Below are 19766 nucleotides of genomic sequence, written 5' to 3' on the forward strand. Positions count from 1 at the left end.
CCGCCCGGCGGACGCGCTTCGTCCTCGCCCGAGCTGGACTGTTAGGCTTGCGAAACGTGAGCGCGAAGCCCAAGATCCCCAATGTCCTGGCCTCCCGGTACGCCTCGGCGACCCTGGCCCAGCTGTGGTCCCCCGAGCACAAGGTGGTCCTGGAGCGCCACCTGTGGCTGGCCGTCCTCAAGGCGCAGCAGGACCTCGGCATCGAGGTGCCGCCCACCGCGATCGCCGACTACGAGCGGGTGATCGACCAGGTCGACCTGGCGTCCATCGCCGAGCGCGAGAAGGTCACCCGGCACGACGTGAAGGCCCGGATCGAGGAGTTCTCCGAGCTCGCCGGGCACGAGCAGATCCACAAGGGCATGACCTCGCGCGACCTCACCGAGAACGTCGAGCAGCTGCAGATCCGCCAGTCGCTGGAGCACGTCCGCGACCGCACGGTGGCCGTCCTGGTCCGCCTGGGCCGCCTCGCCGCCCAGTACGGCGAACTCGTCATGGCCGGCCGCTCGCACAACGTCGCCGCCCAGGCCACCACCCTCGGCAAGCGCTTCGCCACCGCCGCCGACGAGGTGCTGGTCGCCTACGTCCGCCTGGAAGAGCTGATCGCCCGCTACCCGCTGCGCGGCATCAAGGGCCCGGTCGGCACCGCCCAGGACATGCTGGACCTGCTGGGCGGCGACGCCGAGAAGCTCGCCGAGCTGGAGCGCCGGGTCGCCGGGCACCTCGGCTTCGAGAACGTGTTCACCTCGGTCGGCCAGGTCTACCCGCGCTCGCTCGACTACGACGTGGTCTCCGCGCTCGTCCAGCTCGCCGCCGGCCCGTCCAGCCTGGCCAAGACCATCCGCCTGATGGCCGGCCACGAGCTGGTCACCGAGGGCTTCAAGGCCGGCCAGGTCGGCTCCTCGGCGATGCCGCACAAGATGAACACCCGCTCCTGCGAGCGCGTCAACGGCCTGGCCGTCATCCTGCGCGGCTACGCCTCGATGACCGCCGAGCTCGGCGGCGACCAGTGGAACGAGGGCGACGTCTCCTGCTCCGTGGTGCGCCGGGTCGCCCTGCCGGACGCCTTCTTCGCCTTCGACGGCCTGCTGGAGACCTTCCTGACCGTCCTCGACGAGTTCGGCGCGTTCCCCGCCGTCATCGAGGCCGAACTGGACCGCTACCTGCCGTTCCTGGCCACCACCAAGGTCCTGATGGGCGCGGTGCGGGCCGGTGTCGGCCGGGAGACCGCGCACGAGGTCATCAAGGAGCACGCGGTGGCCGCCGCGCTCGCCATGCGCGAGGGCGCCCGCGAGAACACCCTGGTGCCCGCGCTGGCCGCCGACGAGCGCATCCCGCTGGACCGCGCCGCCCTCGACGCCCTGCTGGCCGACCGCCTCTCCTTCACCGGCGCCGCCGCCGCCCAGGTCGGCGAGCTCGTCCGCCGGATCGAGCAGGTCGCCGCGGACCGCCCGGAGGCCGCCAAGTACGCCCCCGGCGACATCCTCTGACGCTCCGTCAGCCTTTGCGCGGCCCGTCCCGGAACACCTCCGGGGCGGGCCGCGCCCGGTTTCCGCGGGAGGCGGGGGCCGCCGCGCCGCCCGGGGGAGGGAATCGGCCCGAAGTCGGGGTCGGGCGGCGGCCGGGCGGGGTACACCGGAAGTGTCCGTCCCCGCGGGGACGGTGAGGACGCCGACGGCGATGGTGCCCAGCACAACCGGAGAGCCAGCCATGCGAGCCACCAAACAGTCGGCCGGCGCCCCCACCGGCGCCGCCGCCCCCAGGGCCGGGATCAGCGTCGCCTACGTCGGCCTGTGCGGGGCGGCCGACCTGCTGCTCTCCGGCGCCCTGGCCAGACTCCTGGCCGGCACCGCCGCCGGCCTCCTCCCGCTGCTGCTCTTCCTGGCCTTCTTCCTCCCCCTCGGCGCCCTCGCCCTGCTCGGCGCCCCACCGGCCGACCGCGCCGCCACCCGCCTGCTCGCCCGCGCCGGCCACCCCGACCCGGACGGCCCGCCCGCCGACTAGGCCCGGTCCGGTCGATCTTGCCGGATCAGCGCGCGGCGGTGGGCGCCCGGCAAGATCGGCCGGACAGGGCCTAACCCGCCCTGCGTCCGGGATCGTCCGGGTGGATCGGGGGCGTGGTCGGGGCGCAGTACCAGTCGCAGTCGGGTTCGGCGACCGGGTGCGGCGGGGCCAGCGCGTCGGAGCGGACGGTGGCGAGGGCCAGCGCGGCGCCGGCGGCCAGCAGGGCGGCGCAGATCAGCATCGCGGTGCGGAAGGCGGAGTCCACCTCGGCGGGGACGCGGTAGGCGTCGCCGGTCAGGCCGGCCAGCGGGGGGATCGCGGCGACCGCGAACAGGCCGGCCGCGCGGGCGGCCGCGTTGTTGACGCCCGAGGCGATGCCGGCCCGGCGGACGTCCACGGCCGCCAGCACGGTCGCGGTCAGCGGGGCGACCAGCAGCGTCATCCCCGCGCCCTGCACGGTGACCGCGGGCAGCACGTCCAGCCAGTAGTTCGCGTCCGGCCCGATCCGCAGCATCAGCAGCACCCCGACGGCCACCACCAGCGGCCCCACCGTCAGCGGCAGCCGCGGCCCCACTGCCCGGCCCAGCCGTCCGGCCCGGCCGGAGAACAGCAGCATCAGCACGGTGATCGGCACCAGGGCGACCCCCGACAGCAGCGGCGTGAACCCGGCGACGATCTGCAACTGCACCGTCAGCAGCAGGAACACCGCGCTGAACGCCCCGTACACGCACAGCGTGACCAGGTTGACCGAGGTGAACAGCCGGGAGCGGAACAGCGACAGCGGCAGCATCGGGTTCGCCGAGCGGTGCTCGACCAGCACGAACGCCCCCGCCAGCGCCAGGCCCGCCAGCCCCGCCGCCAGCGCGCCCGGGGTCAGCCCCGCACCGGCCTCGGTCAGCGCGTAGGTGATCCCGGCCAGCGCCAGCGCCGCGAGCAGTGCGCCCAGCACGTCGAAGCGCCCCGAGGCGTCCGCGTCCCGGCTCTCCGGCACGTGCCGGGCCGTCACCGCGACCACCACCGCGGCCAGCGGCAGGTTCAGCAGGAAGATCCACCGCCAGCCGGGGCCGTCCACCAGCCAGCCGCCCAGGAACGGGCCGACCGCCGCCGCCACCCCGCCCAGGCCCGACCAGGCCCCCACCGCGCCCGCCCGGTCCTCCTCGGCGAACACCGCCTGCAGCATCGCCAGCGAACCGGGCGTCAGCAGCGCGCCCCCCACACCCTGCAACGCCCGTGCCAGCACCAGCAGTTCGACGTTCGGCGCGGCCGCGCACCCGGCCGAGGCGAGCGCGAACCAGCACACCCCCAGCAGGAACACCCGCCGCCGCCCGTACCGGTCGCCCAGCGACCCGCCGAGCAGGATCAGCGCCGCCAGCGTCAGCATGTACGCGTTGACCGTCCACTGCAGCGCCGACAGGCCCGCGCCCAGGTCCTCGCCGATCCGCGGCAGCGCCACGTTCACCACCGTGCCGTCCAGCATCGCCATGCCGGAGCCCAGCGCCGTCGCCGCCACCACCCACCGGCCGCGGCCGGTGCCGAGGCGGATCCCGTTGTCGTCCACGCTCCGAGTCTCCGGCAGGAGGGGCGGCCGCCGGGGGAGCGGCGCGCAGTCGGCGGCCGGCCGGGGCAGTCGGCCCGGTCAGGGCAGCAGCGCGCCGCGCTGCCAGGGGCGGGCGGTGGCCGGGGTGACGACGCCCAGGTCGGTGAAGAACTCCATCGCCTTGCGGGCCCAGTCGATCCGGGCCTGTCGCCAGTGCGGGTTGGCCGCGGCGGCCCGGCGGGCCTCGGCCGGGTCGAGCCCGGCCAGCGCGTACACCCGCGGGTGCACGATCTCGGCCACCGACTGCCGGGCCAGCAGCGCCAGCGCCCGCCGGAACACCGCCCGCCGGGCCGGGGTCATCGCCGCCCAGCGCCGCTCCAGCTCCGGCTTGGCGTAGCCGATGTGCCGGGCCTCCTCGACCACGTGGATCCGGGCCACCGAGCGGGCCAGCGGCTGCAGCGACTCGTCGCGGATCATCTCGCGCTGCATCGCGTCGGTGAACTCCTCGACGAAGATCGCCCCGGCGAAGGTCATGGTGGTGTCGTTGAGCAGGAAGTGCAGCTTGCCGAGGCGGTCCGCGCGCCGGGTCGGCCGGGCCGACGGGTAGCCGGTGGCGGTGATGTAGCGGGCGAACATGGTGGAGTGCCGGCACTCGTCGGCGACCTCGGTCAGCGCGTACTGCGCGTGCCCGGTGGTCAGGTCGCCCGCGTAGACGTGCCGGATCAGGCCCTCCATCAGCACCAGTTCGAACCAGATCCCGGCGGCCGTGGTGGAGGCGAACTGGTGCACGCTCAGCTGCGCCCGCTGCCGCTCGTCCAGCCGCTCCCACAGCGGGGTGCCGTAGAGCGCGACGCGGTGGGCGGGCAGCGCGTAGTGGTCCGGGTCGACGGGGGCGGACCAGTCGATCTCGGTGAGCGGGTCGTGGGAGTGCTTGGCGGAGGCCCGCAGCAGGCGGGCGGCGTTGAGCTCGCGGTCGGCGTTGCGCTGCCGGGCGAGGGTCAGGGGGGCGGCGGGGCTCTGCGGCGGGACGGCGGTGTCGGACACGGGCGGGCTCCGGAGGGTGGGGTGCGGCGGGGGCTCCGGGACGAGTAAACCAATGAGACAGAGTGTCAACAAGGGGTCGGGGCAGATCAGCGGCGACGGACCCGTCCGCGTGCGACCCCGTCCGGCCCCGCGCAGACTGGCCGCATGGACCCGGTCACCGCCCTGGAGCGCATCGCCTTCCTGCTGGAGCGCGAACTGGCCTCCCCCCACCGGACCAAGGCGTTCCGCGCCGCCGCCGAGGCCGCCGCCGCGCTGCCCCCCGGACCGGTCTCCGCCGCCCAGGCCGAACGCCTCCCCGGCGTCGGCCCCGTCACCGCCCGGGTGATCGCCGACGCCACCGCCGGCCGCACCCCCCAGTACCTGCTGGAGACCGAGGCCCGCGCCGCCGCCGGACCGGCCCCCTCCGCCGCCGCGCTCCGGCTGCGCGAGAAGCTCCAGGGCGACTGCCACCTGCACTCCGACTGGTCCGACGGCACCGTCCCGGTCGAACGGATGGCCCGCACCGCCCGCTCCCTCGGCCACCACTGGGCCGTCCTCACCGACCACTCGCCCCGCCTCACCGTCGCCCACGGTCTCAGCGCGGAGCGCCTGCGCGAACAGCTCGACCTGGTCGAGGAGCTCAACGGCCGGCTCGCCCCGTTCCGGCTGCTCACCGGCATCGAGTGCGACGTCCTCCCCGACGGCGGGCTCGACCAGGACGAGGACCTGCTCGGCCGCCTCGACGTGGTGGTCGCCTCGGTCCACTCCGAGCTGCGGATGGAACCCGACGCGATGACCCACCGCCTGCTCGCCGCCGTCCGCAACCCGCTGGTCGACGTCCTGGGCCACTGCACCGGCCGGCGGCTCGGCGACGAGCCCCGCCCGCCGTCCGCGTTCGACGCCGAGGCCGTCTTCACCGCCTGCCGCGAGCACGACACCGCGGTCGAGATCAACTGCCGCCCCGACCGCCAGGACCCGCCCGACGACCTGCTCGCCCTCGCCGCCGACCTGGGCTGCCTGTTCGCCGTCGACACTGACGCGCACGCGCCCGGCCAGCTGGACCGGCAGATCGACGGCTGCGAACGGGCCGCGGAACTCGGCCTGGACGCGGAGCGGGTGATCACGGCGTGGTCGGTGGACCACCTGCTGGCCTGGGCGGGGGCGCGCTGAGGGGGTGTCAGCGCCGATCGGTACCCTGCCCGGATGACTGACGTTCAGGGTGCGGTGAGGATCAGGCCGGCGGCGTTCCACGCGGCGGGCGGGACCGGGGACTGGCGGGTGCTGGGGGAGGGGGCGTGCGCGTTCTTCCGGACCGGGTCGTTCGGGGCCGGCGCGCAGCTGGTCGGCGCGATCGGGGCGGCCCTCGCGGGCGTCGGCGAGGCGGACGTCGACCTGCGGCCGGAGGGCGTGACGGTCCGGCTGATCGAGGCGGGCGAGGAGTACTACGGCCTGACGGAACGCCACGTCGAGCTGGCCCGCCTGGTGTCCGGCGTCGCCCGGGAGCTCGGCGCGGTCGCCGAGCCGGCGGCCGTGCAGACCGTCCAGGTCACGGTCGACGCGCTGGAGCTGCCCGCCGTGGTCGCGTTCTGGCGGGCGCTGCTCGGCTACCGGGACCGCTCCGGCAGCCCGGAGGACCTGCTCGACCCGGCCCGCCGCGGCGCGCCGTTCTACTTCCAGCAGATGGACGGGCCCCGCCCGCAGCGCAACCGGGTGCACGTGGACGTCTGGGTGCCGCACGACCTCGCCGAGGCCCGGATCGCCGCCGCGATCGCGGCCGGCGGCCGCCTGGTGACCGACGAGCACGCGCCGAACCACTGGGTGCTGGCCGACCCGGAGGGCAACGAGGCGTGCGTCGGGGCCGCGGGCGCGGCCGGCTGACGGACGCTCAGGCGGCCTCGACCAGGCGCTCGCGCAGCCCGGCCAGGGTGTCGTCCTTCAGGCCGAGGCCGGCCCGGGCGTAGCTCTCGGCGTCGCCCCAGTACTCGGCCAGGGCGTCCAGCGCGGCCGCCAGGTACTCGGCCCGGACGGAGAACACGGCGTCCGCGACCTCCGGGTCGCCGCCCGCCGCGAGGAAGCGCTCCACCAGCGGGGCGTAGTGCGCCCGCACCGCCGGGTCGACGGACAGGTACTCGGTGCGGACGGTCTCCTCGTCCGCGCCGAGCAGCAGCAGGACCAGGGTGGCGCCCCAACCGGTGCGGTCCTTGCCCGCGGTGCAGTGGAACAGCACCGGGCCGCCGCCCCGGTGGGCCAGCGCGGTGATCAGCTGCTTGTACGCCTGCCGGGCGGAGGCCGAGGTGACGAACGCCCGGTAGTCCTCGCGCAGCGCGTCCGCCGCCCGGCCGCCGCCGAGCATCCGGTTCGCGCCGGACGGGTCGGCCAGCGCCGCCGCCAGGGCCGCCGCCGCGCCGCTGCCCGCCCCGTCGGCGAGCACGTCCGCGACCAGCAGGTGCGCGCCGCCGGGGACGCGGTCGGGGAAGGCGGCGCGTTCGGCGGCGGTGCGCAGGTCGATGACGGTGCGCACGCCCAGCGCGTCGAACATCGGGTCGGCGGCCGGGTCGAGCCGGTCCAACTGGCCCGAGCGCAGCGCCAGTCCGGGCCGGACCCGGGCGCCGCCGGGCAGATCGATGCCGCCGAGGTCGCGCAGGTTGGCGACGGTGGCGGAGTCCACGAGGTGCGAGTGCTGCATGACGGCCTCCCTGCCGACGGTCCCGGGGGAAACGGGCGGACCTTGCCAGCACGCTAGGCGCGCCCCGGGCGGGTCGCCCCCGGAGTACCCCCGCCCGGGCGGACGGCTGCGGCGCCCGGGGGAGCGCACGACCGGCGCGCCGTGCCGCGCGCGCCCCGTTGATTGACGCGCCGTCAGCGGGCAGGGTGTGGGCAGCGCCCGGCCCCGCCGGGGCCGGACGGCGGCAGGCGCGAGGAAGGGACGGAACCCCCGGATGGCAGCGAGGATCCTGATCATCACCGGTGACGCGGCGGAGTCGCTGGAGGTGTTCTACCCCTACCAGCGGCTGCTGGAGGAGGGCTACCAGGTCGACATCGCCGCGCCGACCAGGAAGACCCTGCAGTTCGTGGTGCACGACTTCGTCCCGGGCTACGACACGTACACCGAGAAGCCCGGCTACACCTGGCCCGCGGACCTGGCGTTCGCGGACGTCGACCCGGCGCAGTACGCGGCGCTGGTGCTGCCCGGCGGCCGGGCGCCCGAGTACCTGCGCAACGACCCGGAGGTGCAGCGGATCGTCGCCGCGTTCTTCGAGGCGGACAAGCCGCTGGCGCAGATCTGCCACGGCCCGCTGATCCCGCTGCGGACCGGCGCGCTGGCCGGGCGCCGCACCGCCGCGTACCCGGCGCTGGAGCCGGACGTGGCGGCGGGCGGCGCGGACTTCGTGGACGGCGGCGCGGTGGTCGACGGCACCGTGGTCTCCGCCCGGGCCTGGCCGGACCACCCGACCTGGATGCGGGCGTTCGTCGAGCTGCTGCGCGAGAAGGCCCCGGTCGAGTAGCCGCCCGGGGTGTCGGCTTGCCCGCCCGCCCGGGGCGGGCAAGCGTGGACCCCATGGCAGCTCACCTCGACGGACCGGACCTGCTCGCACTGCACGGCCGGGCCCTGGACCACTTCGGCGCACTGGTCCGCGCCGTCCCCGCCGACGGCTGGCGGGGGCCCACCCCGTGCACCGACTGGACGGTGCGGCAGCTGGTCGGCCACCTGACGGCCGAACAGCTGTGGGTGCCCGACCTGCTGGCCGGGGCCACCGTCGCCGAGATCGGCGACCGCCACGACGGCGACGTGCTCGGCGACGACCCGCTCGCCGCCTGGACGGCCGCCGCCGGGGCGGCCCGGGCCGCGTTCGCCGAGCCGGGCGCGCTGAAGCGCACCGTGCAGCTCTCGTACGGCGCGCGGCGGGCCGCCGGGTACGCCCGGGAGATGACGGTGGACGCGATCGTGCACGGCTGGGACCTGGCCCGGGGGATCGGCGCCGACGACCGGATCGACCCGGCCGCCGCCGAGTTCGCACTGGCCGAACTCGCCCCGCAGGCGGACTCGTTGGCCGCCTCCGGGCTGTTCGCCGACCCGGTGCCGGTACCGGCCGGCGCGGACGCCGCGACCCGGCTGCTGGGCCTGGTCGGCCGCGACCCGGCGCGCCCGCTGGGCTGAGCCGGGCCGGGTCAGCGGCGGGTGCGCACCCCGTCCAGCGCGATGGCGAGGACCCGGTCGCGCTGGCCCTCCTCCGGGAAGGCCACCGAGGTGATGCCGGAGACCATCCGCAGCAGGTCCTCGATGCTCATGTCGGTGCGGGCCTCCCCGGCCCGCTGGGCGCGCTCCAGCAGCGGGGTGCCGCCGGAGTACATGGACTGCAGGCAGGCCAGGAAGATGTCCGACTCCTCGCCCGCCATGGCCTCGCGGATCGCGCGCTTGGTGGTCGCGTAGTCGACGAAGCGGCGCAGCCAGGTGGTCAGCGCCTCCCACGGCGGCAGGTCGGAGACCTGCTCGGCGACCCGGACGAGGTCGTCGACCTCGGCGGCGTACACCGCCTCGAACAGGTGCCGGCGGGTGGGGAAGTTGCGGTAGAGGGTGCCGATGCCGACGCCGGCCCGCCGGGCGATGTCCTCCAGGGAGGCCTCGGCGCCGTGTTCGGCGAAGGCCTCGCGGGCGGCGGCGAGCAGCGCGTCGAAGTTGCGGGCGGCGTCCGCGCGGCGCGGGCGCTGGGCGGCGAGGAACTCGCTCACCACGATCTGATCCGGCACGGGGGACCTCGTTCTCGGCGCATCCGGACGGGCGGGGCGGTGGGGGTGCGGGCGGCCGGACGAACGGGGGTCGTTCGGGTGGTGTTCGGGTGGCGCCCGGGGGTTGTTCGGGGGGAATCGCGGAACCGGATTGAACCGGAGGCATGCCTCCGCTAATCTGGAGGCATGCCTCGACTTTAGCACCGGGGCCCGAACTTCGACCCGCCGCACACCGGCGGACCGGCCGCTTCGCCGTACCCGCCGCCCGCGCCACGACGCAGGGCGACCGTCCGGCCACCGCACGCGCACCACGCCCGTCCCCCTGCCCGCCCCGTCCACGCCCGGCCGCCCGGCCCGGCGGCGCCGACGCGCCGTTCGAGCCGCGTTCGACCGCTGCCTGCTCTTCTGCCGTGGCACGCACCCCGCTCCCCGCGTGCCCGCCCCGAGTCCCGAGAGGGTTCGATGAACCGCCAATCCCCCCGCCTGACCTTCGGCGTGCTCGCCGTCGGCGCCGGCGTGTACGCCCTGCTCCAGTCGCTGATCACGCCCGCCCTCCCGATCGTCCAGGAGGAGATGCACACCACGCAGTCCACCGTCACCTGGATCATGACGGCCTACCTGCTCTCCGCCTCCGTCTTCACCCCGATCCTCGGCCGGGTCGGCGACCTGGTCGGCAAGAAGCGCACCCTGGTCGCCGCCCTGGTCGCGCTGCTGGTCGGCTGCCTGGTCGCCGCCCTCGCGCCCAACATCACCGTGCTGATCGTCGCCCGGGTGATCCAGGGCATCGCCGGCGCGCTGTTCCCGCTCTCCTTCGGCATCATCCGCGACGAGTTCCCGCCCGGACGGGTCTCCGGCGGCATCAGCAACATGTCCGCGGTGATCGCCGTCGGCAGCGGCCTCGGCATGGTCCTGGCCGGGCCGATCGTCGGCGCCCTCGACTACCGCTGGCTGTTCTGGCTGCCCGTCATCGTGCTGGTCGGCACCATCGCGCTCGCCCACCGCTACGTCCCCGAGTCGCCGCACCGCAGCGAGGGCAGCGTCGACTGGTTCTCCTCCGTGCTGCTCTCCGGCTGGCTGGTCGCCCTGCTGCTGCCGGTCAGCCAGGCCTCCCAGTGGGGCTGGGGCTCGGCCAAGGTGCTCGGCCTGCTCGCCCTCGCCGTCCTGCTGTTCGCCGCCTGGACGGTCAACGAGTCCCGCTCCCGCAACCCGCTGATCGACCTGCGGGTGATGCGGCTGCCCGCCGTGTGGACCACCAACACCGCGGCCCTGCTGTTCGGCGGCGGCATGTACGCCGTGTGGGCCTTCCTCCCCGGCTTCGTGCAGATGCCGGCCAGCGCCGGCTACGGCTTCGGCTCCAGCGTCACCGGCGCCGGACTGCTCATGCTGCCGATGGTCGCCGCGATGTTCGTGGCCGGCGTGCTCGGCGGCCGGCTGGCCGGCCGCTTCCCCGCCAAGGCCCAGCTGGTCACCGGCGCGCTGCTCGGCTCGGCCGCCTGCGCGCTGCTCGCCGCCCGGCACGGCAGCCCCGCCGACGTCGCGCTCGCCGCGGGCGTCTTCGGCCTCGGCATCGGACTCGCCTTCGCCTCGATGAGCAACCTCATCGTGCAGGCCGTCCCCGCCGCCCAGACCGGCGCCGCCACCGGCATGAACGCCAACATCCGCACCATCGGCGGCTCGATGGGCGCCGCCCTGATGACCGGCCTGGTCACCGGCCACCTGCAGGCCGACGGCCGCCCCGCCGAGAGCGGCTACACCCAGGGCTTCGCCCTGCTCGCGGCGTTCTGCCTGGCCGCCGCGCTGGCCGCGGTGCTCGTCCCGGCCCGCCGGGCCGCCGCCCAGGCCGCCCCGGTGGAGGCCGCCGCCGCGGAGCGCACCGAGCTCGCCGCGGTGCGGGGCGAGGCGGTCGGCGGGTGAGCGCGGGCGGGTAGCGCAGGGGACCCGAACCGCGGGCCGGGCGGCCGGAGGTGACACCTCGTCACTCCTCCGGCCGCCCGGCCGCGCCGCGTCATCCCGTGCCGCGTCATCCCGTGCCGCGTCATCCCGTGCCGCGTCATCCCGTGCCGCGTCATCCCGTGCCGCGTCACCCCGTAGGGCTCACCGGTGCTTCAGCCAGCTCATGGCGCTGGTCGGCCGCCCGCTGTAGTCGAACAGCGCCTGGTTCTCCCACGCGTCCCCGGAGGTGGGATCGGCCGGGTCCCAGCCGTTGCCCGCCACGGCCGTCCAGGTCGGCTCCCAGTAGAAGACGCCCAGGCCCCGGCCGTTCGGCACCGCCTCCACCACGTTCATCACGTCCCGCAGGTTGGCGGCCTGCCCGGCCTGGGTGGCGGGGTAGCCGGCCACCAGCTGGGAGGAGGTGGCGATGTTGTTCTCCAGCGCGTCGCCGTTCGCCAGCGTGAAGGCGTACGCGGTCTCCGCGACGAACACCTGCTTGCCGTAGCGGGCCGCCACGTCGTCCAGGGTGGTCTGCAGGTCGCTCAGCGGGCCGTGCCAGTAGCCGTAGTACGAGAGCCCGATCAGGTCGAACGGCACCCCGTACGAGACCGCGTTGTCGAAGAACGCCCGGGCCCCGGCGTCGTCGCCGCCCTTCGCCAGGTGCAGCGCCACCTTGGTCGAGGAGCTGACCGCCTTCGCCGCGTTCGCGCCCTGGGCGAGCAGCGCCGCCAGGTCGGACCAGTGGGCGGTGGAGCCCTCGCTCCACAGGATGCCCGCGTTGATCTCGTTGCCGATCTGCACCATGTCGGCGGTGGTGCCCTGCGCCTTCAGCGCGTTCAGCACGTCGTAGGTGTGGTTGTAGACCGCCGACTTCAGCTGCGCCAGCGAGTAGCCGGACCAGGCGGCGGGCTTGGTCTGCTTGCCGGGGTCGGCCCAGCTGTCGGAGTAGTGGAAGTCGATCAGCAGGCCCATGCCGAGCGCCTTGGCACGCTTGGCCATCGCCAGGACCTTGGCCTTGTCGTTGTAGCCGTCGGCCGGGTTCACCCAGACCTTCAGGCGCACGTAGTTCGCGCCGCTGGAGTGCAGGATGTCCAGCGCGTCACCGGTGCTGCCGTCCGCCCGCCGGTAGACGCCGCCCTTGTCCTCGCTCTTCTTCAGCGTGGAGACGTCCACGCCGCGGGCCGCCACGCCGGTGCTGCCGGGGGCGAAGGACAGGTCGTCGACGTTGATCCAGTTCCCGGCGTTGGCGTCGGAGTCGATGCTGATCGTGCACTGGCCGCCGGTCACCTTGACCGAGGTGACCAGCCGGATCCAGGCGCCGTTCGGGGTCGGCGGCAGGTCGGTGCGCTGCTCGGCGGAGCCGCAGTTGCGCAGCGCCAGGTAGGCCGAGTTCTGCCCGCCGCTGGAGCGGACCCAGGCGGTCAGCGTGTAGCTGCCGTCGGCCAGCCCGGACAGGTACTGGTAGGTCTCGACCTTGTACGCGGCGGCCGCGTAGTGGGTGAGCCGGTAGGAGCCGCTGTGGCCGCCGGCCTCGGTGTACGAGGCGCCGTTCTGCCCGGCAGCCGAGTAGACGGACCAGCCGGCGGGGGTGGCCGTTCCGGTGCCGCCGGTCTCGAAGCCGGCGTTGGTGAGGGTACTGGCCGCCCGGGCCGCGGTGGGGAGGCCGGCGACCACGGAGGTGGCGAGCGGGAGCGCCGCCGCGGCGGTGACGAGCGCGCGCTTGAACGCCGGGGTGAATGCCTGGGGCATCGTCGTCCTTGGCAGGAGAGTGGGGGAGTGGTGGTGTGAACGTACACAGCGGTTGCCCGCCGTGTTTCGCCATAGATAACCCCAAGGTTCGGTGAAGCTGCAAGCAGTCGGCGCCATTTTCTTGTGAACGTTCACAACTCGCCGGGCGGGCGGGCGGTCGCGGGTCGGTCCGCGGCCGCCGGCCGACCGGTTCAGCAGTCGCGCAGCTCCGGCGACTGGTTCAGCAGCTGGGCCCGGGGCGAGGTGAACTCCCGGTAGGCGCCGGTGTGTTCGGCGTGCGGGTGGAAGGCCGCGAGGCGGTGGCAGTTCTGGAAGGCCAGCTTCACCGAGAAGTGCCGCTCCAGGGCGCCGCGGATCGAGTCGCTGGCCAGCGCGCGCAGCAGCTGGGCCCGCTCGGCCTCGCTCGGGGCCACCGTGTTGTCGGCGAACTCGGCGCCGCTGACCGCGAGTTCGGCTGTCAGGTCGTTGACCAGGCGGTAGGCGTAGGGCAGCGAGGTGCGGACGGTGGCGAGGAAGTCGGCGTCGGCGACCTCGTCGCGCTCGGCCAGGGCGAGCAGGGAGGGGGAGACGTCCAGCGACATGGCGGATTGGGCCTTCCGGGTTAGTGGTAGTGGAAGTCGTTTTCAGTAAGTGATCCTGTCGTCCGTCTGACGCCCTGTCAATTGCGCTCCCCCGTTCGGGGCGCCGCCCCCGCGCCGCCCCGCTCGCGGCCGCCCCGGGGCCTTCCTAGAGTGGAGGGCACACCACTGCGAGGAGGCCCCGATGGACGAGCAGCGCACCGAGGGCGGCACCGACCGCCGCATCCTGGAGCGGATCAGCGAGATGGTCGAGGCCGAGCGCGACCTGCGCGCCGCCCTCGCCGAGGGCCGGATCGACCAGCCCACCGAGCACCGCGAACTCAAGGACATCGAGGAGCAGCTCGACCAGTGCTGGGACCTGCTCCGCCAGCGCCGCGCCCGGGTCCGGGCGGGCGAGGACCCGGACGGGGCGAGCGTGCGCAGCATCGACGAGGTGGAGCGCTACGAGTCGTAGCGGCGGGGACGGGGCGGGGCGGCCGCCGGGGCGGGGGTCAGTCCTGGGCGGTGTCCAGGTTGGCGGTGACCCGGGTGAGCAGTTCGCGCAGGGTGCGCAGCTCGTCGAGCGGGAGGCCGGCGGCGGCCAGGATGCGGCGGGGGACGGCCGTGGCGCCCTCGCGCAGGGCGCGCCCGGCCGCGGTGGGGGTGACGATCACCGAGCGCTCGTCCTCGGGGCTGCGTTCGCGCGCCACCAGGCCGGCCGCCTCCAGGCGCTTGAGCAGCGGGGAGAGGGTGCCGGAGTCCAGCCGCAGGCGCTCGCCGAGCTGCTTGACCGGCAGTGACCCGTGCTCCCAGAGCACCAGCATCACCAGGTACTGCGGGTAGGTCAGCCCGAGGTCCTTGAGCGCGGTGCGGTAGACGCCGCCGAACGCCCGGGAGGCGGCGTTCAGCGAGAAGCAGATCTGCTGGTCGAGCAGCAGCAGGTCCGCGTCCTCGCCGCGGGGGGAGGGGGGGTTCTCGCCGTGCCAGGTCATGGATCCAGGGTAGCAAGCGGCCGATTCAGTTGTGCACAATTGAATTGTGTGCTGTAGTTATCGGCAGGACAGGGCGGACCGCGAAGCCCGGAACCGTACGGAGGCGCACCGCCGACGGGAACCGGACCGGCGGGCCGACGGGCGGGCACGCAGGACGAAGAAGCACGCAGGACGAAGAAGAAGACGAGAAGGAGAACACCCTCATGACCGCGCTCTACACCGCAGCAGCCACCGCGAACGGCCGCGAGGGTCGCGCCGTCACCTCGGACGGCCGGCTCGACCTCAAGCTCTCCCCGCCGCCCGCGCTCGGCGGCGACGGCGAGGGCACCAACCCCGAGCAGCTGTTCGCCGCGGGCTACGCGGCCTGCTTCGCCAGCGCGCTCGGCGTGGTCTCGCGGCAGCAGAAGGTCGACGTCTCGGAGGTGTCGGTGACCGCCGAGGTCACCATCGGCAAGGACGACAGCGGCTTCGGCCTCTCCGTCGTCCTGCGGGTCGAACTGCCCGAGTCGCTGGCCGGCGAGTCCGGTGAGCTGCTGGTCAAGCAGGCCCACCAGGTCTGCCCGTACTCCAAGGCCACCGCCGGGAACATTCCGGTGGAGCTGGTCGTCGAATAAGGAAGAGGCAGGGGTCTCGTCCGGGGTCTGCGGGCCGCGTCCACGTGGGGGTGGAGCGGCCCGCAGCGCTGTCCGCGGACGGCCGGGGCGGGCGGGCCGGGGTCCCGGTTCGGGGGCCGGGCTCCCGGGCCCTGGTTCAGAGCGGGAGCAGTTCCGGGCGCTTGGCCTCCACGTGGTCGCCGGAGGACTCGCCGCGCAGGCGGCGGCCCACCCACGGCAGCAGGAAGGTGCGGGCCCACTGCAGGTTCTCCCGGCGCTGGTCGGCCGGGGTGAGGACGGGCGCGGGCGGCCAGGCGGCCTCCGGGTCCGCCTCCACGGGCAGGCCGAGCGAGCGCGCCGCCAGCAGCGCCACCCGCTGGTGGCCCTCCGGCGAGAGGTGCAGCCGGTCCTCGGACCAGGCCCGCCGGTCGTGCACCGACCGCAGCGACCACAGGTCGGCCACCGCGAGGCCGTTGCGGTCGGCGATCGCCCGCAGGTGCGCGTTGTAGGTGGCGATCTTGCCGCGCAGGTGGCGCAGCACCGGGACGTTGCGGGTGTCGAAGCCGGTGCAGATCAGCACCGTCCCGGCGTTCTCGCGCAGTTCCAGGACGGCCGCCTCGAAGCGCTCGGCGATCAGGTCCGGGTCGCTGCCCGGGCGCAGGATGTCGTTGCCGCCCGCGCACAGGGTCACCAGGTCGGGCTGGAGCTGACGGACCTTCGGGACCTGCTCGGCGACGATCTGGTCCAGCAGGCGGCCGCGGACGGCCAGGTTGGCGTACCGGAAGTCGTGCTCGGCTCTGCCCGCGGCCAGCATCCCGGCCAGGCGGTCGGCCCAGCCGGCGTACTGGCCGTCGGGGCCGGGATCGTTGAGGCCCTCGGTGAAGCTGTCACCGAGGGCCGCGTAGGAACTGAGGTCGAGGGTCTCCTGGTAGTCGGCCATGCAGCAGATGTTTCACCTTGTGAAGTGACCTACGCCACCGTAGGTGCCCGGTGGCGGACCGTGATCTCCGCCACGGGCCCCGGGCCGGTACCCTGCAAGGGTTCCGGGCGGTGGACGGCCCGGGTGGTGCGAGGCGGACAGGAGGACGGTCGTGAGCGGCAGCGCGGTGGACGGGAAGACGGCTGTGAGCAGCGACGCGGTGCGCGAGGAGAGCTCGCGCCGCAAGCAGATGCTGATCCGGGCGCTGATCTACATCGCCGGCACGCACCTGTTCGCCGGGTTCGTGATCCTGCTGTTCGCGGTCGGCGGCCGCCACTGACCCGACCGCCCGCCCAGTCGGATTCGAGCCGGACTCAGGCTCCGGCCCGGCGTCGGCGGGGGGCTACTGCTCGGGGAGGACCCGGCGGGCGACCTTGGCGAGGTGGGCGTCGAACGCGGCGGGCGGGTCCGGGTGGACCCGGACCAGGGCGACCAGGGCGGTGATCACCACGTCGCACAGTTCGTCCGCGACGTCGTCCCAGCTGTGCGAGAAGCCCTTGCGCGGGTTCTGGCCGAGCGCGCCGATCACCGCCTCGGCCACCTCGCCGGCCTCCTCGCCGAGCTTGAGGCACTGCAACACCCGCTGCATCTCCGGGGGTTGGGTGCTGCCCTCGGCCAGCCAGTCGGCCAGCCGCCGCACCGTCTCCCACTGCCGCTCGTCCATGGCACCCCGCCGATCGCTCCGCTTCTTGCACCGCTGCACCGCTCTGTCGCGGACCGCGCGGGCGGGCCCGGGCGGGCCCGCCCGCGCGGCGCATCGGCAACGACCGTACCGGCAGCGGCTGACCGGGCGTCAGCGCAGGCGCTGCTGCCAGTCGATCGGGACGTGGCCGGCCGGGCCGGGGGCGGGCTGGGTGACCGGGTGGGCGGTCGGACCGGCCAGTGGCGGGCCCTCGTAGAACTGCTCGGTCTCGGTGTTCCAGAACCAGTCCTCGCCGGGCTCGAAGCTGGTGAGGAACGGGTGGCCGGCCGAGCGGGCGTGCGCGGTGGCGTGCTGGGACGGGGAGGAGTCGCAGCAGCCGATGTGCCCGCAGGCCGTGCACCTGCGCAGGTGGAACCACCAGCCCTGGCCCTCGCCGGCCAGGCACTCCACGCAGCCGTCGCCGCTCGGCGGGACGCTGGGGTCGATACCGGGGATCGTCGTGTCGTCGCTCATCGTGGCACCTCCTCGGCCAGGGTATGCCCGGGGCGCCGGGCCCGCGGCGGAAGCGGATCCGGCGCGGCGGGATGACGCGGTGGGATGACGCGGCGCCTCCGGGGGAAGGGGACGGGTGGGATCGTGGTGCGGAGGCGGATTCCGTACTGATCTACAGTGCTGTAGATTCAACTGGGGCCCGGGCCCGATCGAGGGGCCGGGCGACGGCCGCCGCGCCGAACCGGCCGAACTGCCGGGCCCGGTACGGGGAAACCACAGGAGGGCACACATGGGAGTCTCGCTCGCCAAGGGCGGAAACGTCTCGCTGACGAAGGAGGCCCCGGGGCTCACCAACGTCATCGTCGGCCTGGGCTGGGACGTCCGGGCCACCACGGGCGCCGACTTCGACCTGGACGCCAGCGCGCTGCTGTGCAGCGAGGCCGGCCGGGTGCTCAGCGACCAGCACTTCGTCTTCTACAACAACCTGCGCAGCCCCGAGGGCTCGGTCGAGCACAGCGGCGACAACCTCACCGGCGGCGGTGGCGGCGACGACGAGCAGATCAAGGTCGACCTGACGGCCGTTCCGCCGCAGGTCGCCAAGGTGGTCTTCCCGGTCTCCATCTACGACGCGGAGAACCGGCACCAGAGCTTCGGCCAGGTCCGCAACGCGTTCATCCGGGTCCTCAACGAGGCCGACGGCAGCGAGGTCGCCCGCTACGACCTCTCCGAGGACGCCTCGACCGAGACCGCGATGGTCTTCGGCGAGCTCTACCGCTACGGCAGCGAGTGGAAGTTCCGCGCGATCGGCCAGGGTTACGCCTCCGGCCTGCGCGGCATCGCGCTCGACTACGGCGTCAACGTCTGACCGCGCCGCGTCCTCGCACGGGCCGTTCCGCCGCCTCCGGGCAGCGGGGCGGCCCGCGCCGTTCGCGCGCGGCCCGTGCCGTTCGCGCCGGGACGGGCTGTTCGCGTAGGGACAGGCCGTTCGCGCCGGGACGGGCGGGGCGCGGGTGCGGGGCGGAGGGAGTGTCGGCGTTCGAACGGCGTGCCGGGGTGTGGCAGGCTCGGCGCATGGAACAGCGTGTACTTGGCAGGACCGGACGCCCGGTCTCGGTGATCGGTCTCGGAACGTGGCAGCTCGGCGCGGACTGGGGCGTGGTGCTGGAGGACGACGCGCTCGCGGTGCTGAACGCCGCGGCGGACGCCGGGGTGACGTTCTTCGACACCGCGGACGTCTACGGCGACGGCCGCAGCGAGCAGTTGATCGGACGTTTCCTGAAGAGCCGCCAGAGCGGCGGCGACGGTGACGGCCTGGTGGTCGCCACCAAGCTCGGCCGCCGGATGCCGCAGCTGCCGGAGAACTACACCCTCGCCAACTTCCGCGAGTGGACCGACCGTTCGCGCCGCAACCTGGGCGTCGAGCGGCTCGACCTGGTGCAGCTGCACTGCCCGCCGACCTCCGTCTACTCCAGCGACGAGGTGTTCGACGGGCTCGACACCCTGGTCGAGGAGGGCCGCACCGCCGCGTACGGCGTCAGCGTGGAGACCTGCGAGGAGGCGCTGACCGCGATCGCCCGGCCCGGCGTCGCCAGCGTGCAGATCATCCTCAACCCGTTCCGGCTCAAGCCGCTCGACCAGGTGCTGCCCGCCGCCGAGAAGGCCGGCGTCGGCATCATCGCCCGGGTGCCGCTGGCCTCCGGCCTGCTGTCCGGCAAGTACACCAAGGGCACCCTGTTCAGTGCGGACGACCACCGCACCTACAACCGGGACGGCTCGGCGTTCGACCAGGGCGAGACCTTCTCCGGCATCGACTTCGAGACCGGCGTGGAGGCCGCCGACGAGTTCGCCCGGCTCGCCCCGCCCGGGGCCAGCCCGGCGCAGACCGCGCTGCGCTGGATCGTCCAGCAGCCCGGCGTCACCACCGTCATCCCCGGCGCCCGAACCCCCGAGCAGGCCCTCGGCAACGCCGAGACGATGGCGCTGCCGCCGCTGTCGCCGCAGACCCTGCAGGCCGTCCGGGACCTGTACGACCGGCGGCTGCGGGCGAAGATCCACTCGCGCTGGTGACCTGAGGCCGGGGACCCGGGCGGGTGCTCTGCGCCTGTCCGGGGGATCCGGTCCGGGGGAGCCGGTCTGGGGGAGCCGGTCTGGGGATTCCCGGCAGGGGCCCCGCTGGGGCGGGGGCTCCGGTTCAGGGCAGGGGTTCGGCCTGCAGCGGGGTGCGCGGGTCCTGGTGGCCGCCGGTGGCCAGCATCCGGACCTCGCCCTGGTCGCTGATCTCGGCCTGCACGATGCCGGACGGGTCCGCGTACACCGGGTGGCCGCCCGGGCCGCGGGTGCCCGTCGCCTCGACCACCACCACGTCCTGCTCGGCGTGGCCGCCGGTCTCCCCTGGGAACGTGAGTGCGAATCGTCGAGTCATGACCGGCCTTCTTCCCGTTGGCGTCGTTCCATCGTAGGCAGGCGCCGGGCGGGCGGTCACGGGCAGGTGGCGCGGCGGGGGTGGTGCCGGGGCGGTGTCTGGACGGCGTCGGGGTGGC

General features: G+C 74.5%; 23 protein-coding genes. 12 read left to right on the top strand and 11 right to left on the bottom strand.

The genetic code is table 11. The features are described from left to right. The first annotated feature begins 56 nt into the window (after positions 1-56). Positions 57-1487 carry an adenylosuccinate lyase gene (gene purB / locus IH44_RS0122985; protein ID WP_030461581.1) on the top strand — a complete coding sequence of 477 codons (1431 nt, stop codon included), beginning with the start codon at positions 57-59 and terminating at the stop codon, positions 1485-1487. A 220-nt stretch (positions 1488-1707) separates the two neighbouring features. Next, positions 1708-2001 carry a hypothetical protein gene (locus IH44_RS0122990; RefSeq protein WP_030461582.1) on the top strand — a complete coding sequence of 98 codons (294 nt, stop codon included), beginning with the start codon at positions 1708-1710 and terminating at the stop codon, positions 1999-2001. A 70-nt stretch (positions 2002-2071) separates the two neighbouring features. Here the strand turns inward: IH44_RS0122990 and IH44_RS0122995 are convergent, their stop codons facing one another. Continuing rightward, the gene (locus IH44_RS0122995) at positions 2072-3559 is read right to left on the bottom strand and encodes an MFS transporter (protein WP_051817205.1); all 1488 of its coding nucleotides are present in this window, start codon (positions 3557-3559) and stop codon (positions 2072-2074) included. 78 nt (positions 3560-3637) lie between these two features. Next, on the bottom strand, positions 3638-4582 hold the full coding sequence (locus tag IH44_RS0123000) for a diiron oxygenase (protein ID WP_081967057.1): 945 nt from the start codon (positions 4580-4582) through the stop codon (positions 3638-3640). Positions 4583-4726: 144 nt separating this feature from the next. On the opposite strand from IH44_RS0123000, the gene IH44_RS0123005 reads away from it, so the two are divergent. Both IH44_RS0123005 and IH44_RS0123010 read left to right on the top strand, forming a co-directional pair. After that, positions 4727-5731, top strand: a complete 1005-nt coding sequence (locus IH44_RS0123005) for a PHP domain-containing protein (RefSeq protein ID WP_030461585.1) — start codon at positions 4727-4729, stop codon at positions 5729-5731. A 33-nt stretch (positions 5732-5764) separates the two neighbouring features. After that, positions 5765-6439, top strand: a complete 675-nt coding sequence (locus IH44_RS0123010; protein ID WP_030461586.1) for a VOC family protein — start codon at positions 5765-5767, stop codon at positions 6437-6439. A 7-nt stretch (positions 6440-6446) separates the two neighbouring features. Here the strand turns inward: IH44_RS0123010 and IH44_RS0123015 are convergent, their stop codons facing one another. Then, on the bottom strand, positions 6447-7247 hold the full coding sequence (locus IH44_RS0123015) for a tyrosine-protein phosphatase (protein WP_030461587.1): 801 nt from the start codon (positions 7245-7247) through the stop codon (positions 6447-6449). 253 nt (positions 7248-7500) lie between these two features. Here IH44_RS0123015 and IH44_RS0123020 point away from each other — a divergent pair, with 253 nt between their 5' ends. After that, positions 7501-8067 (top strand): DJ-1/PfpI family protein, encoded by a 567-nt coding sequence (locus IH44_RS0123020; protein WP_030461588.1) that lies wholly within the window; start codon positions 7501-7503, stop codon positions 8065-8067. Positions 8068-8120: 53 nt separating this feature from the next. Further along, on the top strand, positions 8121-8720 hold the full coding sequence (locus tag IH44_RS0123025) for a TIGR03086 family metal-binding protein (protein WP_030461589.1): 600 nt from the start codon (positions 8121-8123) through the stop codon (positions 8718-8720). An 11-nt stretch (positions 8721-8731) separates the two neighbouring features. Here the strand turns inward: IH44_RS0123025 and IH44_RS0123030 are convergent, their stop codons facing one another. Further along, complete coding sequence (locus IH44_RS0123030; RefSeq protein WP_030461590.1) at positions 8732-9310, bottom strand: TetR/AcrR family transcriptional regulator; 579 nt, start codon at positions 9308-9310, stop codon at positions 8732-8734. A 441-nt stretch (positions 9311-9751) separates the two neighbouring features. Between IH44_RS0123030 and IH44_RS0123035 the strand changes: the two genes are divergently transcribed. Then, a complete protein-coding gene (locus tag IH44_RS0123035) occupies positions 9752-11203 on the top strand; it encodes an MFS transporter (protein WP_030461591.1) in 1452 nt (483 codons plus the stop codon). Positions 11204-11383: 180 nt separating this feature from the next. Here IH44_RS0123035 and IH44_RS0123040 read toward each other — a convergent pair whose 3' ends face one another. Together IH44_RS0123040 and IH44_RS0123045 are read right to left on the bottom strand one after the other, a co-directional pair. Beyond that, positions 11384-12970 (bottom strand): arabinogalactan endo-1,4-beta-galactosidase, encoded by a 1587-nt coding sequence (locus tag IH44_RS0123040; RefSeq protein ID WP_051817206.1) that lies wholly within the window; start codon positions 12968-12970, stop codon positions 11384-11386. 191 nt (positions 12971-13161) lie between these two features. Next, entirely contained in the window at positions 13162-13551 is a 390-nt protein-coding gene (locus IH44_RS0123045; RefSeq protein WP_030461593.1) for an SCO5389 family protein, read from the bottom strand. A 181-nt stretch (positions 13552-13732) separates the two neighbouring features. On the opposite strand from IH44_RS0123045, the gene IH44_RS0123050 reads away from it, so the two are divergent. Further along, positions 13733-14002: a DUF2630 family protein gene (locus IH44_RS0123050; protein ID WP_030461594.1), complete on the top strand. Its 270-nt coding sequence runs from the start codon at positions 13733-13735 to the stop codon at positions 14000-14002. A 37-nt stretch (positions 14003-14039) separates the two neighbouring features. Here IH44_RS0123050 and IH44_RS0123055 read toward each other — a convergent pair whose 3' ends face one another. After that, positions 14040-14519 (bottom strand): MarR family winged helix-turn-helix transcriptional regulator, encoded by a 480-nt coding sequence (locus IH44_RS0123055; protein WP_030461595.1) that lies wholly within the window; start codon positions 14517-14519, stop codon positions 14040-14042. Positions 14520-14722: 203 nt separating this feature from the next. Here IH44_RS0123055 and IH44_RS0123060 point away from each other — a divergent pair, with 203 nt between their 5' ends. After that, complete coding sequence (locus IH44_RS0123060; protein ID WP_030461596.1) at positions 14723-15133, top strand: organic hydroperoxide resistance protein; 411 nt, start codon at positions 14723-14725, stop codon at positions 15131-15133. Between the two features lie 136 nt (positions 15134-15269). On the opposite strand, the gene IH44_RS0123065 is transcribed toward IH44_RS0123060, so the two are convergent. Continuing rightward, positions 15270-16052 (bottom strand): SGNH/GDSL hydrolase family protein, encoded by a 783-nt coding sequence (locus IH44_RS0123065; protein WP_030461597.1) that lies wholly within the window; start codon positions 16050-16052, stop codon positions 15270-15272. Between the two features lie 151 nt (positions 16053-16203). On the opposite strand from IH44_RS0123065, the gene IH44_RS46635 reads away from it, so the two are divergent. Beyond that, positions 16204-16371, top strand: a complete 168-nt coding sequence (locus IH44_RS46635; protein WP_157852431.1) for a DUF6126 family protein — start codon at positions 16204-16206, stop codon at positions 16369-16371. A gap of 63 nt (positions 16372-16434) precedes the next feature. Here IH44_RS46635 and IH44_RS0123075 read toward each other — a convergent pair whose 3' ends face one another. After that, entirely contained in the window at positions 16435-16755 is a 321-nt protein-coding gene (locus IH44_RS0123075) for a MazG-like family protein (protein WP_030461598.1), read from the bottom strand. Between the two features lie 129 nt (positions 16756-16884). Continuing rightward, complete coding sequence (locus tag IH44_RS0123080; RefSeq protein ID WP_030461599.1) at positions 16885-17247, bottom strand: UBP-type zinc finger domain-containing protein; 363 nt, start codon at positions 17245-17247, stop codon at positions 16885-16887. A 268-nt stretch (positions 17248-17515) separates the two neighbouring features. Here IH44_RS0123080 and IH44_RS0123085 point away from each other — a divergent pair, with 268 nt between their 5' ends. Both IH44_RS0123085 and IH44_RS0123090 read left to right on the top strand, forming a co-directional pair. Then, on the top strand, positions 17516-18091 hold the full coding sequence (locus IH44_RS0123085) for a TerD family protein (protein ID WP_030461600.1): 576 nt from the start codon (positions 17516-17518) through the stop codon (positions 18089-18091). Between the two features lie 206 nt (positions 18092-18297). Continuing rightward, positions 18298-19293, top strand: a complete 996-nt coding sequence (locus tag IH44_RS0123090) for an aldo/keto reductase (protein WP_030461601.1) — start codon at positions 18298-18300, stop codon at positions 19291-19293. A 124-nt stretch (positions 19294-19417) separates the two neighbouring features. Here the strand turns inward: IH44_RS0123090 and IH44_RS46640 are convergent, their stop codons facing one another. Beyond that, on the bottom strand, positions 19418-19648 hold the full coding sequence (locus IH44_RS46640) for a DUF6296 family protein (RefSeq protein ID WP_030461602.1): 231 nt from the start codon (positions 19646-19648) through the stop codon (positions 19418-19420). Positions 19649-19766 lie beyond the last annotated feature (118 nt).

The sequence above is a fragment of the Kitasatospora sp. NRRL B-11411 genome (assembly GCF_000721345.1).
Taxonomy (GTDB): domain Bacteria; phylum Actinomycetota; class Actinomycetes; order Streptomycetales; family Streptomycetaceae; genus Kitasatospora; species Kitasatospora cineracea.